Annotated in this window: 13 protein-coding genes, 1 tRNA gene and 1 pseudogene; 12 read left to right on the top strand and 3 right to left on the bottom strand. The window is 68.9% G+C overall.

Going from position 1 to position 15,234, the window contains the following annotated elements; genetic code table 11:
- Positions 1-230 (bottom strand): annotated as a pseudogene (locus tag QE377_RS00005) (DNA-binding protein); the annotation flags it as partial.
- A gap of 142 nt (positions 231-372) precedes the next feature.
- Here QE377_RS00005 and QE377_RS00010 point away from each other — a divergent pair.
- From QE377_RS00010 to QE377_RS00030, 5 genes are all read left to right on the top strand, one after another.
- Entirely contained in the window at positions 373-1,179 is an 807-nt protein-coding gene (locus tag QE377_RS00010; RefSeq protein ID WP_307318399.1) for an ABC transporter ATP-binding protein, read from the top strand.
- 49 nt (positions 1,180-1,228) lie between these two features.
- Positions 1,229-2,233, top strand: a complete 1,005-nt coding sequence (locus tag QE377_RS00015) for an aliphatic sulfonate ABC transporter substrate-binding protein (protein ID WP_307318401.1) — start codon at positions 1,229-1,231, stop codon at positions 2,231-2,233.
- 28 nt (positions 2,234-2,261) lie between these two features.
- Complete coding sequence (locus QE377_RS00020) at positions 2,262-3,080, top strand: ABC transporter permease (protein ID WP_307318403.1); 819 nt, start codon at positions 2,262-2,264, stop codon at positions 3,078-3,080.
- Positions 3,081-3,344: 264 nt separating this feature from the next.
- Positions 3,345-3,833 (top strand): hypothetical protein, encoded by a 489-nt coding sequence (locus tag QE377_RS00025; RefSeq protein WP_307318406.1) that lies wholly within the window; start codon positions 3,345-3,347, stop codon positions 3,831-3,833.
- The gene (locus QE377_RS00030; protein WP_307318408.1) at positions 3,827-4,603 is read left to right on the top strand and encodes a PKD domain-containing protein; all 777 of its coding nucleotides are present in this window, start codon (positions 3,827-3,829) and stop codon (positions 4,601-4,603) included. The genes QE377_RS00025 and QE377_RS00030 overlap by 7 nt, the downstream gene beginning before the upstream one ends.
- Positions 4,604-4,913: 310 nt before the next feature.
- On the opposite strand, the gene QE377_RS00035 is transcribed toward QE377_RS00030, so the two are convergent.
- Positions 4,914-4,986, bottom strand: a tRNA-Val gene (locus QE377_RS00035).
- Between the two features lie 170 nt (positions 4,987-5,156).
- On the opposite strand from QE377_RS00035, the gene aceE reads away from it, so the two are divergent.
- The 6 genes from aceE to QE377_RS00065 all read left to right on the top strand — a co-directional run bounded on the left by aceE (position 5,157) and on the right by QE377_RS00065 (position 12,727).
- Complete coding sequence (aceE, locus tag QE377_RS00040) at positions 5,157-7,883, top strand: pyruvate dehydrogenase (acetyl-transferring), homodimeric type (protein ID WP_307318410.1); 2,727 nt, start codon at positions 5,157-5,159, stop codon at positions 7,881-7,883.
- Positions 7,884-7,885: 2 nt separating this feature from the next.
- Positions 7,886-9,109: a CdaR family transcriptional regulator gene (locus QE377_RS00045; protein WP_137416865.1), complete on the top strand. Its 1,224-nt coding sequence runs from the start codon at positions 7,886-7,888 to the stop codon at positions 9,107-9,109.
- An 85-nt stretch (positions 9,110-9,194) separates the two neighbouring features.
- On the top strand, positions 9,195-10,115 hold the full coding sequence (locus QE377_RS00050; RefSeq protein ID WP_307318417.1) for an ACP S-malonyltransferase: 921 nt from the start codon (positions 9,195-9,197) through the stop codon (positions 10,113-10,115).
- Positions 10,112-11,116 (top strand): beta-ketoacyl-ACP synthase III, encoded by a 1,005-nt coding sequence (locus tag QE377_RS00055; RefSeq protein ID WP_307318420.1) that lies wholly within the window; start codon positions 10,112-10,114, stop codon positions 11,114-11,116. Before QE377_RS00050 ends, QE377_RS00055 begins: the two co-directional genes overlap by 4 nt.
- 68 nt (positions 11,117-11,184) lie before the next feature.
- Positions 11,185-11,433, top strand: coding sequence for an acyl carrier protein (locus QE377_RS00060; RefSeq protein WP_019182110.1), 249 nt, complete (start codon positions 11,185-11,187; stop codon positions 11,431-11,433).
- A gap of 55 nt (positions 11,434-11,488) precedes the next feature.
- A complete protein-coding gene (locus tag QE377_RS00065; protein ID WP_307318425.1) occupies positions 11,489-12,727 on the top strand; it encodes a beta-ketoacyl synthase in 1,239 nt (412 codons plus the stop codon).
- Positions 12,728-12,861: 134 nt separating this feature from the next.
- Here QE377_RS00065 and QE377_RS00070 read toward each other — a convergent pair whose 3' ends face one another.
- Positions 12,862-13,365 carry a DUF3145 domain-containing protein gene (locus tag QE377_RS00070; protein ID WP_307318428.1) on the bottom strand — a complete coding sequence of 168 codons (504 nt, stop codon included), beginning with the start codon at positions 13,363-13,365 and terminating at the stop codon, positions 12,862-12,864.
- A gap of 242 nt (positions 13,366-13,607) precedes the next feature.
- On the opposite strand from QE377_RS00070, the gene QE377_RS00075 reads away from it, so the two are divergent.
- On the top strand, positions 13,608-15,230 hold the full coding sequence (locus QE377_RS00075) for an MFS transporter (protein WP_307318430.1): 1,623 nt from the start codon (positions 13,608-13,610) through the stop codon (positions 15,228-15,230).
- Positions 15,231-15,234: the final 4 nt, after the last annotated feature.

A 15,234-nucleotide genomic window follows, 5' to 3' on the forward strand; every position in this document is an offset into this window, starting at 1 on the left:
GCGACGACCAGCGCAACGTCGCCTTCCACGCGTCGCAGTTCGACGGTCACATCGTCGACGACGTTCTGGCGTGCGGCGAGCTCCTGGGCGAGCTGCTGCTTGACCTTCACGAGCTCGCCGATGCGCGCGGCCTGCGGAGGATTGCGTCGGGCGTGATCGGCCTGCGCGCGGCGGGCGTCGATGTCGGCGAGATCCAACAGGCGCAACTGGTCAGCGTGGGCAGCGTTCACCCCTCCAACCTACGCCAGCGCACCGGGCACCACGGCGGCGGTGCGGTGACGGCTTGTTACCTCCCGTGTCGGCCGGTGTGCTCCGACCGACCAGGCTCGTTAGTTTCGGGACTCGACCCCCGTCCGCCCCGAGGAGCCCGCCATGAGCACCGCCGTCGCCACGGACCGCGTCCATCCGGATGCGGGAGCGCCCGCATCCCGTCTGCAGTTCGACGGCCTTGGGCGTACCTTCGGCACGCACGTCGTGCTCGACGGGATCGATCTCGCTGTCGAGCCGGGCGAACTGGTCGCGATCCTGGGCGCCTCCGGCTCGGGGAAGTCGACGCTGCTGCGCATCGCCGGCGGCCTCGACCGCGCCAGCGAAGGATCGGTGACGATCGACGGCGAGCCCGTCGCCGCGCACGACGCGCGCGTCGCGATCGGCTTCCAAGAGCCGCGTCTGCTGCCCTGGCGGTCCGTATCGGAGAACATCGCGCTCGGGCTTGCACCGGGCCTCTCCCGCGAAGAACGTTCGCAGCGCATCGGATCGCTGCTCGAGCTCATCGGACTCACCGCCTTCGCCCACCACCGCCCCCGCGAGATCTCGGGCGGGATGGCGCAGCGCACCTCGCTCGCCCGCGCGCTCGCGCGGCGGCCCGGCGTGCTGCTGCTCGACGAGCCGTTCGGCGCCCTCGACGCGCTCACACGACTCAAGATGCAAGATCTCCTGCTCTCGATCCTGGATGAGGCGCCCACGACGACGCTCCTGGTCACGCACGACGTCGACGAGGCCCTGCAGGTCGCCGACCGCGTCATCGTTCTCGGAGTCGAGGCAGGGTCGGCGGGCGCCCGCATCCAGCGCCTGGTGACGGTTCCCGGAACCCGGCCGCGCGACCGCGGCTCAGCCGAGCTCGCCGAGCTCCGCGCCGATCTCCTCGGCGCGCTGGGCATCGACCGCCACGCGCACTGATCTCTCCCTTTCCACACTCTCCCTTTCCACAGCAATCGAAAGGCTTGCCATGTCCCGCTCTCGCCGTCTCCTCGGTGCCTTCGCCGGCTTCGCCGTCGCCGCCGTCGCCCTCTCAGGCTGTGTCGCCGGAGAGGACGCTCCCGCTCCCGCGGGCAGCGACGCCGCCGCATCCGATGTCACCATCAAGCTCGACTGGGCGACCTACAACCCGCTCAGCCTCATCATCAAGGACCAGGGCTGGCTCGAAGCCGACGGATACAACGTCGAATGGGTGCAGTCGCTCGGTTCGTCGAAGGCCAACGAGGCGCTGCGCGCCGGCGCCATCGACTTCGGGTCCACGGCCGGCTCCGCCGCGCTCCTCGCCCGTGCCAACGGCGTTCCGCAGCAGATCGTGGATGTCGTCGCGCAGCCCGAGTGGTCGGCACTCGTCGTGCCCGCAGACTCCGACATCACCTCCGTCGCCGACCTGAAGGGCAAGTCGGTCGCGGCTGCGCTCGGCACCGACCCATACTTCTTCCTCGTGCAGGCGCTGGAGGCGGAGGGCCTGTCGATCGACGACGTCACTGTGCAGAACCTCATCCACGCCGACGGCTGGGCGGCGCTCCAGGGCGGTTCTGTGCAGGCGTGGGCGGGACTCGACCCCATCATGGCCTCGGCGGAGGCCAGCGGCGCGAAGCTCCTCTACCGCAACCTCGACTTCAACTCCTACAGCGTGCTGAACGCCACCGAGTCGATCATCAAGGACCACCCCGAGGTCGTCCAGGTCGTCGTCGACGCCTACGAGCGGGCGCGCGCCTGGGCGCTGGAAAACCCCGACAAGACCGCGCAGATCCTCGCCGACGCTGCGGCGATCGACCCGGCCGTCGCGCAGAAGGTCATCGACGAGCGGGAGGGTCTCGACGTCGATCCCGTGCCCGGGTCGGCGCTGTCGGCCGTGCTCGCCCCGATCGGCGCGATCCAGGTCTCGCTGGGCGACGTGACCTCGCAGGACAAGGTCGACACGGCGCTCGACACTCTCTTCGCGCCGGAGTTCGCCGAGAAGGCCAAGGGCTGAGTCCCGCATCCGAGAGGACGACACGACGATGAGCACGACCGGCACCGCGCCCCGCACGCCGCAGACCGCCTCCGCACGCGGACGGCTGTCACGACGCGGCGTGCGCGCCCTCCTGGGCTGGGCCGTGCCGGTCGCGCTCATCGCACTGTGGTGCCTGCTCACCAACCCCGCGGCACCCGTCGTTCCGGGGTACAAGTTCCCGAGCCCGGAGGCGGTCATCACCGCCGGTGTCGATCTCGCCCAGCGCGGAGAACTGTGGCAGTTCATCGCGATCTCGGTGCAGCGCGTGATCATCGGGTTCACCGTCGGCGCGCTGCTCGGAATCTCGCTCGGTGGCCTCATCGGGCTGTCGCGGTTCTGGGACGCGTTGCTCTCCCCCACGCTCGGCGTCATCCGTGCCGTGCCCAGCCTCGCGTGGGTGCCGCTGCTGATCGTGTGGTTCCAGGTCGGCGAGCAGTCGAAGATCATCCTGATCGCGATCGGCGCGTTCTTCCCCGTGTTCACCACGGTCTCGCTCGCCCTGCGCCACGTCGACGCCCAGCTCGTCGAGATGGGCCGCTCGTTCGGATACACCGGCCTGCGTCTGTTCTTCACGGTGCAGCTCCCCGCGGTGCTGCCCGCTCTGTTCTCGGGGCTCCGGCTCGCGCTCGTGCAGGCGTGGCTCTTCCTCGTGGCTGCCGAACTGCTCGGCGCCTCGATGGGGCTCGGATTCCTGCTCCTCCGCGGCCAGAACACCGGCCGCGTCGATCAGATCGTGCTCGCGATCATCCTGCTCGCGGTGTTCGGCAAGCTCACCGACTCACTGCTGGCCCTCGTGCAGCGCTGGGCCGTACGCCGCTGGGGTTGACCTCTCCTCCCCCGCTCCGGCACCGCGGGATGCGTGCGCGTCGCACCCATCCGCCCGTTGCACGCCCGTCGGAGTTTCGGTGTTCCGTCGGAGGTTTCCACCCGAATCCTCCGACCTCCGCGCGAATCTCCGACGCTCTGGACGCCCAAGGCGCGCAGGGTGCGCAGGGTGCGGGTGCCCGCCGGCTGTGGATAAGCCCTGCCGACGTCACGTGCTCGCCGCTACCGTGTCGGCATGTCCCGGCGTCACGTCTCGATTGCGGCCATGATCGGCCTGTTCGTCACGCTGGGCCTCGCCGGTTGCACGACCCCCTCGCCCGAGCCGACGCCCACCCCGACGGGCTTCGCCTCCGAGGCTGAAGCCTTCGCCGCCGCAGAGGCTACCTACCGTGCGTACATCGATGCGCTGAATCAGGTTGACCTCAGCGATCCCGCCACCTTTGAGCCCGTCTATGACCTGACCGCTGGAGATTTCAACGCGGCCTCCAGAGAGTCGCTGTCGCAGTTACATGCCGAGGGCGCCTCATTCCAAGGGGAACGCTCATACTTCAATGCGGAGACGCTGACGTGGTCGGCTACCGATGCCACCCTGGCAGTCTGTCTAGATGTCTCGAACCTCGATGTAGTTGCTTCGGACGGGACGTCGATGGTGGCCGACGAGCGCGCCGACATCCAATCGATCGCAGTCGACATGGACCTCACTGAGTCTCAGATCAAGGAAGTCCGGCCAAGCGAGATCTCGGGGCGATGCTGACACACGTTCTTGAGCTCTCACTAATCGCCGGCATCCTCACATCGGTCAGCGCTGCAGCGCCATGCACCCCTGCGGAGCTCGACTACGGCGGATGCGCCAGCACCGACGGCACGTCGGTCATCGTGGAGGGGACACAGACGCAGCCGGGAACGAACGACGGCGGGTCGGAGTGGATCCCGGCGCGGGGTCCCGGCGGCGGCGGGAGGGCTCCTGCTGAGCCGGAACGTACGCCGGGGATGGACCTCCTCTACGAACAGATTCCGCAGGACGAGCCGACCGAGGAGATTCCCGCGGTCACCTTGGCTGATCTCGCGGCATTCACTCCGCAACCACCGTCCTTCGCCGCGGAGCCGGCGGGACTCGGTGTTGCGGGGCTCCCCACCAACGTCATCGCGGGAGCGTCCGAGCACACGGTCGCGGGAACGCTGTTCAATCGCCCCGTGACGGTGCGCTTCACCCCGGTCGGATTCCGATTCGACTACGGCGACGGCACGATCGGTACGTCGTCGACGGGCGGCGCCCCATGGGCCGCCCTCGGACAAGCCCAGTTCACGCCGACACCGACGAGCCATACCTTCGCCTCCCCCGGGGAGTACTCCGTCACCGTGAGCGTGGCCTACGCAGCCGTCGTCGATTTCGGCGTGACGACCCGAGCGGTCAATGGCACCGTGGTCGCGGATGCGGCTCCGCAGACGCTGCGCGTCCTCGAAGCTCGCACGGCCCTCGTCGACAAGACCTGCGCACAGAATCCGCGCGGCCCCGGCTGCTGAGCCGTCACGCGTGCGCGCGGGTTGCTGGAAGAACCACGCCTTCCCGGTTCGCCGCGTGAACCGGTCGGCGGAGATACGGGGTCATGATCCGCTCCTCGCCGCCTCGCCCGCGAGGGCGCTCTTCGCTCGTCGTCGAGACAGGGCGGCATGAGTCGAGCCCTTCGCGACGCGCGGGGCCTCTCGCTCGGTGGGCCTCCCCCATCGCTACCCCACACGTCGCCTTCGCGACGCGCGGGGCCCCTCGCTCGGTGGGCCTCCCCCATCGCTACCCCACACGTCGCCTTCGCGACGCGCGGGGCCCCTCGCTCGGTGGGCCCTGCCGGGATCGAACCGACGACATCCACGGTGTAAACGTGGCGCTCTACCAGCTGAGCTAAAGGCCCTTCGTGGACAGTCTAGGCGGCGGCCGCCCCGGAGCCGATTCGCCATGTCACCCGGGGGCGTCTACACACTCGCTAAGCTGGACGACGGTGCATTTGTCCACTGCCGACAAGGCTCGCACCAACCCGATGGTTCCTTCCGGCAAGACCTGCCGTGTGATGAAAGGCGTCTCGTGACTGTCAACCAACAGGATCCGTACTCGCAGGGCCCCCTCGACAGCGATCCGGAAGAGACCGCGGAATGGCGCGAGTCGCTGGAGCAGCTCGTCCAGGCCAAGGGCCGCGGGCGCGGTCGCGAGATCATGCTGAGCCTCCTTCAGGACTCGCGTGAGCTGCACCTCGGTGTGCCGATGGTTCCCACCACCGACTACATCAACACGATCGCCCCCGAGAACGAGCCGGACTTCCCCGGCGACGAGGAGATCGAGCGCCGCTATCGCGCATGGATCCGCTGGAACGCGGCCATGACCGTGCACCGTGCGCAGCGCCCGGGCATCGGCGTCGGCGGTCACATCTCGACGTACGCCTCCTCGGCAGCGCTCTACGAGGTCGGCTTCAACCACTTCTTCCGCGGGCTCGACGACCCCAACGGCGGCGACCAGGTCTTCTTCCAGGGCCACGCCTCCCCCGGCATGTACGCGCGCTCCTTCCTCGAGGGTCGACTCAGCGAGCAGCAGCTCGACGGCTTCCGCCAGGAGAAGTCGGCAGCACCCCTCGGTCTCCCCTCGTACCCGCACCCGCGTCTGCTCCCCGAGTACTGGCAGTTCCCCACTGTCTCGATGGGACTCGGACCCATCAACGCCATCTACCAGGCGATGACGAACAAGTACCTCACCAACCGCGGCATGAAGGATCTGTCCGACTCGCACGTCTGGGCATTCCTCGGCGACGGTGAGATGGATGAGGTCGAGAGCCGTGGTCAGCTCCAGGTCGCCGCGAACGAGGGGCTCGACAACCTGACCTTCGTCGTCAACTGCAACCTGCAGCGCCTCGACGGCCCCGTCCGCGGCAACGGCAAGATCATCCAGGAGCTCGAGAGCTTCTTCCGCGGCGCAGGCTGGAACGTCATCAAGGTCATCTGGGGCCGCGAATGGGACTCGTTGCTCGCCAACGACGACCAGGGCGCACTGCTCAACCTCATGAACGTCACCCCCGACGGTGACTTCCAGACGTACAAGGCCGAGAACGGCGCGTACATCCGCGAGAACTTCTTCGGTCGCGACGAGCGCGCCGCCGCTCTGGTCAAGGACTACACCGACGATCAGATCTGGAACCTCAAGCGCGGCGGCCACGACTACCGCAAGGTGTATGCGGCGTTCAAGGCGGCCGTCGAGCACAAGGGCCAGCCGACGGTCATCCTCGCGCACACCATCAAGGGCTACGGCCTGGGTCCGCACTTCGAGGGCCGCAACGCGACCCACCAGATGAAGAAGATGACCCTCGACGACCTGAAGCACTTCCGCGACGCGATGCACATCCCGGTCTCGGACGCGCAGCTCGAGGAGAACCCGTACCAGCCTCCGTACTACAACCCCGGAGCGCAGGACGAGACGATCCAGTACATGGTGGAGCGTCGCCGCAAGCTCGGCGGATTCCTGCCCGAGCGCCGCACCACGCACGTCGGCCTCGAACTGCCGGACGACAAGGCGTATGCGCTGCCGAAGAAGGGTTCGGGAACGCAGGAGATCGCGACGACCATGGCGTTCGTCCGGCTGCTGAAGGACCTGCTGCGCGTCAAGGGATTCGGCGAGCGGATCGTTCCGATCATCCCGGACGAGGCTCGCACGTTCGGTATGGACGCGTACTTCCCGACCGCGAAGATCTACAACCCGAACGGCCAGAACTACACCTCGGTCGACCGCGAGCTGCTCCTTGCGTACAAGGAGAGCCCGCAGGGCCAGATCATGCACGTCGGCATCAACGAGGCGGGCGCCATGGCGGCGTTCACCGCGACGAGCACCGCGTATGCGACGCACGGTCAGCCACTCATCCCGGTCTACATCTTCTATTCGATGTTCGGCTTCCAGCGCACCGGCGACGCCCAGTGGGCCGTCGGCGACCAGATGGGTCGCGGCTTCATCATCGGCGCCACCGCCGGGCGCACGACGCTGACCGGTGAGGGACTGCAGCACGCCGACGGTCACTCGCACCTGCTCGCATCGACGAACCCGGCAACGGTCTCCTACGACCCGGCCTACGGTTACGAGATCGCCCACATCGTGCGCTCGGGCATCGACCGCATGTACGGCGGCAACCACCCCGACCCGAACGTCATGTACTACATCACGGTCTACAACGAGCCGATCGTGCAGCCCGCCGAGCCGGAGGGTGTCGACGTCGACGGCATCGTGCGCGGCATCCACCGCATCTCGCAGGGCTCCGGCGACGGACACCGCGCGCAGATCCTCGCCTCCGGCGTGGGTGTGCCGTGGGCGCTCGAGGCGCAGAAGCTGCTGAGCGAGGACTGGGGCGTGAGCGCCGACGTGTGGTCGGTGACCTCCTGGTCCGAGCTGCGCAACGATGGCCTCGCCGCGGAGGAGCACAACTTCCTCCACCCGGAGGCGGAGCCGCGCACCGCGTACCTGACCGAGAAGCTGCGCGACGCGCAGGGCCCGGTGGTGGGTGTCAGCGACTTCATGCACGCGGTGCAGGACCAGATCCGTCAGTGGGTCCCCGGGCGTTACCTGACCCTGGGCGCCGACGGCTTCGGCTTCTCGGACACCCGCGCGGCCGCCCGTCGCTTCTTCAAGATCGACGGTCCTTCGATCGTCGTGCGCACCCTGCAGGGCCTGGTCGATGAGGGTCGCCTCGACCGGTCCGTCATCGGGCAGGCGATCGAGAAGTACCGTCTGCACGACGTGAACGCCGGAACGTCCGGCAACGCCGGCGGCGAGAGCTGAGAATGAGCCGATCCCCGGAGTCGTCGTCGGACAAGACGGAGACACTCGCCTGGTTGCGACGCATCTCCGGGGATCTGGCCACGGTCACTCTCAAGCGCCTCGAGGACACGCTCCCCTGGTACGCCGACATGCCGCCGGCCAGGCGCTCCTCGGTGGGCCTCGTTGCCCAGGCGGGCATCACCTCTTTCATCCAGTGGTACGACGATCCGACGGCGACGCCGTGGATCGCGGCGGACATCTTCGCCGCGGCTCCCCGCGAGCTGCTGCGCTCGGTGAGCCTGCAGCAGACGCTGCAGCTCATCCGCGTCACCGTCGAGGTCACGGAGGAGCGCGTTGCGGGCCGCGGTGAGGACCTGCGCGAGGCGATCCTGCTCTACTCCCGCGAACTCGCTTTCACGGCAGCCGACGTCTACGCGCGCGCCGCCGAGGCTCGCGGACTCTGGGATGCACGCCTCGAGGCTCTCGTGGTCGACTCCATCCTCACGGGCGAAGCAGACGAAGAGCTCCCGAGCCGCATCGCCGCTCTGGGCTGGCACGGTCACGGCGAGGTCTCGGTGCTCGTCGGCACCACCCCGCCGCAGTTCGATGTCGACCAGCTGCGGCGCATGGCCCGCAAGCTCGGCGTCGACGTCCTCGTGGGCGTGCAGGGCTCCCGTCTTGTGCTCGTGATCGGACGTACCGACGCCGATCACCGCGCGGGCGGCGACGAGCAGTCCGAGCTCCCCTTCCCCGAGATCGCGCGGCGTCTCGAGCCCGGCTTCGGCACCGGCCATCTCGTTCTCGGCCCCACCGTCCCCGCCCTGGTCGACGCAGGCCAGAGCGCCCGCGCCGCCCTCGCCGGCTTCGCGGTGGCCCGCGCCTGGCGCAACGCGCCCCGCCCGGTCGAAGCCGACGACCTGCTGCCCGAGCGCGCACTGGCGGGAGATCCGCTCGCCAAGCACACCCTCGTCGAGCGCATCTACCGGCCGCTCAAGGCGCACAGTTCCGACCTCGTCACGACGCTGTGGAGCTACCTCGACAACGGGCGCTCGCTCGAGGCGACGGCGCGGGAGCTCTTCGTGCATCCCAACACGGTTCGGTACCGGCTGAAGCGTGTGTCCGACGTCATCGGCTGGGACGCAACGGGGCCCCGCGAAGCGCTGATCCTGCAGACCGCCCTCGTTCTGGGCGCGATCGGAACGGACAACACGCGTCGCCGCGCGGCCGGGACACGCCGACCGCGCTGATAATTGGCGGGTATCTGCAAAGGAACCCGCGTTTCTTGTCGCATGACATCCATACCCCGGTCGGGGAGATTGGCAGGATAGAACGGTGATCATCGGTCTTTTCCCCGGGCAGGGTTCCCAGACGCCCGGGTTCCTCTCGCCCTGGCTGGAGCTGGACGGCGTCGCCGCCCGGCTCGACGAGCTCTCGGAGGCGGCACAGGTCGATCTCACCGCGGCGGGCACCGAGTGGGATGCCGATGCGATCCGTGACACGAAGGTCGCGCAGCCTCTCATCGTCGCGGCCGGCCTGATCTCTTGGCACGCCCTCGTGGCGCGCGCGGCCGGACTTCCCACAGGTGTCGCCGGGCACTCGGTCGGCGAGGTCGCGGCACTCGCCGCATCCGGCGTGATCGACGACGTGTCGGCTCTGCGCCTGGTCGGTGTGCGCGGACGCGCGATGGCGGATGCGGCCGCGCAGGTCGAGACGGGCATGAGCGCCGTCCTCGGCGGCGACGAAGAAGCCGTCCTCGCCCGTCTTGCCGAGCTCGATCTCACCCCGGCCAATTACAACGGCGGCGGTCAGATCGTCGCCGCCGGTGCGCTCGGTGCACTCAGCGACCTCGCCGCGGAAGCCCCTCGCGGCACCCGCGTCGTTCCTCTGCAGGTCGCCGGCGCATTCCACACGCGCTACATGCAGCCCGCCGTGGAGGCGCTCGCGGCCGCGGCCGCAGAGCTCACCGCATCCGACCCGACGCTCACCCTCTGGACGAACAAGGACGGCTCCGAGGTCGCTGACGGCGCCCGCGCGCTGGAACTGCTCGTGGGCCAGGTCGCCTCCCCGGTGCGCTGGGACCTCGACATGGCCGCCTTCGCGGAGGCGGGTGTCACCGGCCTGATCGAGTTCGCGCCCGCGGGCACCCTCACCGGTCTCGCCAAGCGCGGACTGCGCGGCGTTCCCGCCGTCGCCGTCAAGACCCCGGACGACCTGGATGCGGCCGTCGCGCTGCTCTCGGAGGAGAACGCATGACCGCCCCCACCCTTCGCCAGACCACGGGTCCGCAGTACACGCGCATCCTCTCCTACGGCGCCGCCCGCGGAGAGAACGCCGTCCCCAACGAAGACCTCATCGAGCCGATCAACTCGAGCGACGAGTGGATCCGCCAGCGCACCGGGATCGTGACGCGCGTGCGTGCCGACGCGACCACGAGCGCCACCGATCTCGCAACGATCGCCGCGAAGGAGGCCGTCGAGCGCTCCGGTGTCTCTCCCGAGCTGATCGACCTCGTCATCGTCGCGACGATCAGCAACGTCCGCCAGACGCCCTCGATGTCGGCCGTCGTCGCCGACCGGATCGGGGCGAACCCTGCGGCGGCGTACGACTCGAACGCCGCATGCGCGGGCTTCACCTACGGCGTCGCCCAGGCCGACGCTCTCATCCGCGCGGGCGTCGCGCACTACGCCGTCGTGATCGGCGCGGAGAAGCTCTCCGACGTCGTCGATCCCACCGACCGGACGATCTCGTTCCTGCTCGGCGACGGCGCCGGTGCCGTCGTGATCGGTCCGAGCGACACCCCGGCGATCGGCCCCACCATCTGGGGATCCGACGGCTCAAAGGCGGATGCGGTGGGCATGGATGCCACGCTCGTCGAGTTCCGCGACGGTACCTCGCCCTGGCCCACGCTCCGTCAGGAGGGCCCGACGGTGTTCCGGTGGGCCGTCTGGGAGATGGTGAAGGTCGCACGTCAGGCCCTCGAGGAGGCCGGCGTCACCGCATCCGATCTCGCCGCTTTCGTGCCCCACCAGGCCAACATGCGCATCATCGACGAGTTCGCCAAGCAGCTGGGCCTGCCCGACACGGTCCTGATCGGCCGCGACATCGAGACCACGGGCAACACCTCTGCGGCATCCGTGCCCCTCGCCACCCATCGCCTGCTCGAAGAGCATCCCGAACTCAGCGGCGGCCTCGCACTCCAGATCGGCTTCGGTGCCGGTCTGGTGTTCGGCGCACAGGTCGTCGTGCTCCCGTGAGCCGAGACTCCGCGCCTCTAGACTGATTCGCGGTCAACGCCCCCAGCCATATCGAACAAGGAGACATCATGGCTTTCACCACTGACGAGGTCCTCGCCGGACTCGCCGAACTCATCACCGACGAGACCGGCATCTCGGCCGACGAGGTCGCGCTCGAGAAGTCCTTCACGGACGACCTCGACATCGACTCGATCTCGATGATGACGATCGTCGTCAACGCCGAGGAGAAGTTCGGCGTCACCATCCCCGACGACGAGGTCAAGAACCTCAAGACCGTCGGCGACGCCGTCACCTACATCACCTCGAACCAGGCGTGACCCCCTGCGGTGGGGGCGCCGAGCCCCCACCGCCACCCCGACTCGGAGACCGAACATGAGCACCGCCCGCATCGTCGTCACCGGCATCGGAACCTCCTCCCCCCTCGGAGGAACCGCCCCCGAAAGCTGGTCCGCCCTGCTGAACGGAGAGTCCGGCACCCGCACTCTCGAGCACGACTGGGTGGAGCAGTACTCCCTCCCGGTGACGTTCGCCGCCGAGGCGAAGGTCCGCCCTGAGGAGGTGCTGGAGCGGCCGATCGCCAAGCGGCTCGACCCGTCTTCGCAGTTCGCCCTCATCGCGGCCAAGGAAGCCTGGGCGGATGCCGGTGCGCCCGACGTCGCCCCGGAGCGTCTCGGCGTCGACTTCGCCACCGGAATCGGAGGCGTGTGGACCCTCCTGGACGCCTGGGACACCCTCCGGGAGAAGGGCCCTCGTCGCGTCATGCCGATGACGGTTCCGATGCTCATGCCCAACGCGGCGGCCGGGAACCTTTCGCTTCACTTCGGCGCACGCGCGTTCGCGCGCACCGTCGCGAGCGCGTGCGCGTCCAGCACGGAATCCATCGTCAACGCGATCGAGCACCTGCGCGACGGCCTCGCCGACGTCATCATCGCCGGTGGAACCGAATCGGCCATCCACCCGATCACGATCGCGTCGTTCGCCTCCATGCAGGCGCTCTCCAAGCGCAACGACGACCCCGCCACGGCATCGCGCCCGACCAGCATCGACCGCGACGGGTTCGTGATGGGCGAAGGTGCCGCGGCTCTCATCCTCGAGACCGAAGAGCACGCTCGCGCGCGCGGCGCGAAGATCTACGCGTACGTGGCCGGCGGCGGCGTCACGGCCGACTCGTACCACATCACCGCCAACGACCCCGAGGGCGCGGGCGCCGCGCGGGCGGTGGGGCTTGCGCTCGCCATGGCCGACGCGTCCGTGGACGACGTGACCCACATCAACGCGCACGCCACCTCGACACCCGTCGGCGATCCCAACGAGTACACCGCACTCAAGGCCGTCTTCGGCGACCGCATCGACGACATCCCCGTGTCGGCGACGAAGGCGTCCACGGGCCACCTTCTCGGCGGCACCGGCGCTCTCGAGGCGATCTTCACGATCCTCGCGATCAGCGAGCGGCAGGCACCGCCGACGATCAACATCACGGAACAGGATCCCGCCGTCCCCTTCCGCGTGTCCGGCTCGGTCCAGTCGCTGGGCGCCGGCGATCAGCTCGCGATCAGCAACTCGTTCGGCTTCGGCGGACACAACGCGGTCGTCGCGTTCTCGAACACCTGAACCCTCACGCCGAAAGGCCCGGAGAGCAACCGCTCTCCGGGCCTTCGTCGTATCGGGCGGCGGTGCGCCTTCCCAGCGCCGGGACGAGGTCGACCGGCATCCGGTAGCAGCGCTCCCGCCGCCCGAGGTCTTGGTCAGCCGACCTTGTGCAGCCACACCACCGGGGCATCGTCACCGGCCTGACGGAACGGCTCCAGCTCTTCGTCCCACGCTCCGCCCAGGGCGACGCTGAGCTCGCGCTGCAACTCGGCCGCATCCCCCGCGGCGAGCTCCATCGCGTAGCGAATGCGGTCCTCCCCGATCACCACGTTGCCGGCGGTGTCGGTCTGCGCGAAGTGCACGCCGAGGTCCGGCGTGTGCATCCACCGACCGCCGTCGCTGCGGGCACTCGGATCCTCGGAGACCTCGAAGCGCAAGTGCTCCCAGCCGTGCATCGCACTGGCGAGCGCCGCTCCGGTTCCGTTGGGAGCCTCCCAGTAGAACTCGGCGCGGCGACTGCCCGGCAGTACCGGCTGATCGGACCACTCGAAGTTGACGGCGCGCCCGAGCACACGCCCGACAGCCCACTCGAGGTGGGGACACAACGCCCGTGGCGCCGAGTGGATGAACACCACTCCGCGCGCCATGTGTGCAGCCATTCTCTCTCCGATCATCAGGTGCGTCTTCCCCTACGACCTGACTCGGTGGACGAGCTGCGGATATGCGGTTGTCCCGGCCATTATCTCCGGCCCACCCGAGAATCACAAGTCTGTAACTCTCTGGAAGTCCGCGCGCCACCGAGCGGGTCGAGCGGACTTCCGTCAGCTGTCCTGCCTGCGCGGCGCCAGGACGCGCTTTGCTGGGAGAGCGCGTCCGTCGTGGGGCGCAGGAAGGGCGAGACATGATCGAGGCACCCGACCCGGCGACCGTCCCGGTCGCGCCCGCGCGCGTGGGCGCGCTCGCGCCGCTCACCGTGCCCGCGTTCCGCGCCCTGTGGATCGCGGCCCTGATCAGCAACATCGGCAGCTGGATGCAGACAGTCGGGGCGCAGTGGTTCCTCGTGGAACAGCACAGTTCCCCTCTGCTCATCGCTCTCGTGCAGACCGCGAGCGCCGCGCCCGTCCTTCTGCTGGGGATACCAGCGGGCGTGATCGGTGAACTTCTGAACCGACGAACCCTGCTGATCTGGGTGCAGGCCACGCAGGTCGTCATCGGGGGCGTGCTGGTCGTCCTCACGATGACCGGTGAGATGTCGCCCTATCTGCTGCTCGCGCTGACCCTCGTGCTCGGGGCGGCCTCAGCTGTGCAGTTGCCCGCGTACGGCGCGATCTCCGCCGAGATCGTACCGACGCCCTTCATCCCCAACGCGGCGTCGCTCAGCTCGATATCGGTCAACGTCGCACGGGCGATCGGTCCCGCGATCGCAGGAGCCTTGGTCTCGCTGCTCGGTGTCGCCTTCGTCTTCGCCCTGAACGCCGCATCCTTCGCGGTCTTCCTGGTGGTCCTGCTGGCGTGGCGCGGGTACCGGCCCTGCGCGCACGGGTTCGAGCCCTTCCTGGATGCCACCCGAGCGGGCGTGCGATACGTCCGCAACGCGGGGATCATCCGTGCGCTTTACCTGCGCCTGGGGCTCTTCATCGTGCCCGCGTCGGCGCTGTACGCGCTTCTGCCGCTGCTCGCGACGGAGCGCCTCGGTCTCGACGCCACGGGGTACGGAGTGCTCCTCGCCGGCGTCGGGGCGGGGTCCATCGTGGGCGCCTTCACGATGCCGCGCGTGCGAGACGCGATCGGGGTGAACCGCACCGTGCTACTGTGCGCCCTCGCCTTCGGAGCCAGCATGGTCGGCACCGCCGTCTCTCCCTGGGCCCCGCTCACCGTCGTGATCCTGGCCGCGGGCGGTGCGGGGTGGATCGGTGTGATCGCGACCCTCAACGGCGCGGTACAGTCCTTCCTCCCCACGTGGGTGCGCACACGCGGGCTCTCGATCTATCAGATGGTGCTGTTCGGCTCGACCGCGGCGGGATCCGCGCTCGCGGGTGCCGTGGCCGGCTGGATCGGATCGGTCACGGCTTGTCTGGCGGCGGGGGTTCTCGTCGTCCTGGTGGCGCTGACCCAGCTCGCGATCCCGCTCGCGGCGACGGGAGACATCGCCCGTGGTCGTGGAGAGCTCCCCCTGCCCCAGCTCGATTCGGATGCGGACATCGATGAGAACGCGCAGACGCTCGTTCTCGTGCGCTACCGGGTGGACGAGGGACGCCGGGAGGAGTTCCTGAGTCGGATGGCGCTCGTCGAGCACAGCCGACGTCGAACAGGGGCGCGGAGCTGGACGCTGTACGCCGACCGGGAAGAGCCTGGCCTGCTCGTGGAGGCCTTCGACGTCGGTAGCTGGCGCGAGCACCTGAGCCAGCATGCCGAGAGGCTCACGGGATATGACCAGAAGGTCATTCACGACGCGCAGATGCTCGCACTGTCGGTCGACACCGAGCATCTGATCGCAACCGGTCCCGCGTCGCGCTCCGCGTGACCTG

The organism is Microbacterium sp. SORGH_AS_0862 (assembly GCF_030818795.1).
In the GTDB taxonomy this organism is placed as follows: domain Bacteria; phylum Actinomycetota; class Actinomycetes; order Actinomycetales; family Microbacteriaceae; genus Microbacterium.

Coding starts and splice junctions, on each gene's coding strand:
- QE377_RS00030 (WP_307318408.1), top strand. CDS start 3,827: ATGCTGACACACGTTCTTGAGCTCTCACTAATCGCCGGCATCCTCACA.
- QE377_RS00045 (WP_137416865.1), top strand. CDS start 7,886: ATGAGCCGATCCCCGGAGTCGTCGTCGGACAAGACGGAGACACTCGCC.
- QE377_RS00070 (WP_307318428.1), bottom strand. CDS start 13,365: ATGGCTGCACACATGGCGCGCGGAGTGGTGTTCATCCACTCGGCGCCA.
- QE377_RS00025 (WP_307318406.1), top strand. CDS start 3,345: ATGATCGGCCTGTTCGTCACGCTGGGCCTCGCCGGTTGCACGACCCCC.
- QE377_RS00060 (WP_019182110.1), top strand. CDS start 11,185: ATGGCTTTCACCACTGACGAGGTCCTCGCCGGACTCGCCGAACTCATC.
- QE377_RS00015 (WP_307318401.1), top strand. CDS start 1,229: ATGTCCCGCTCTCGCCGTCTCCTCGGTGCCTTCGCCGGCTTCGCCGTC.
- QE377_RS00075 (WP_307318430.1), top strand. CDS start 13,608: ATGATCGAGGCACCCGACCCGGCGACCGTCCCGGTCGCGCCCGCGCGC.
- QE377_RS00065 (WP_307318425.1), top strand. CDS start 11,489: ATGAGCACCGCCCGCATCGTCGTCACCGGCATCGGAACCTCCTCCCCC.
- QE377_RS00055 (WP_307318420.1), top strand. CDS start 10,112: ATGACCGCCCCCACCCTTCGCCAGACCACGGGTCCGCAGTACACGCGC.
- QE377_RS00020 (WP_307318403.1), top strand. CDS start 2,262: ATGAGCACGACCGGCACCGCGCCCCGCACGCCGCAGACCGCCTCCGCA.
- QE377_RS00010 (WP_307318399.1), top strand. CDS start 373: ATGAGCACCGCCGTCGCCACGGACCGCGTCCATCCGGATGCGGGAGCG.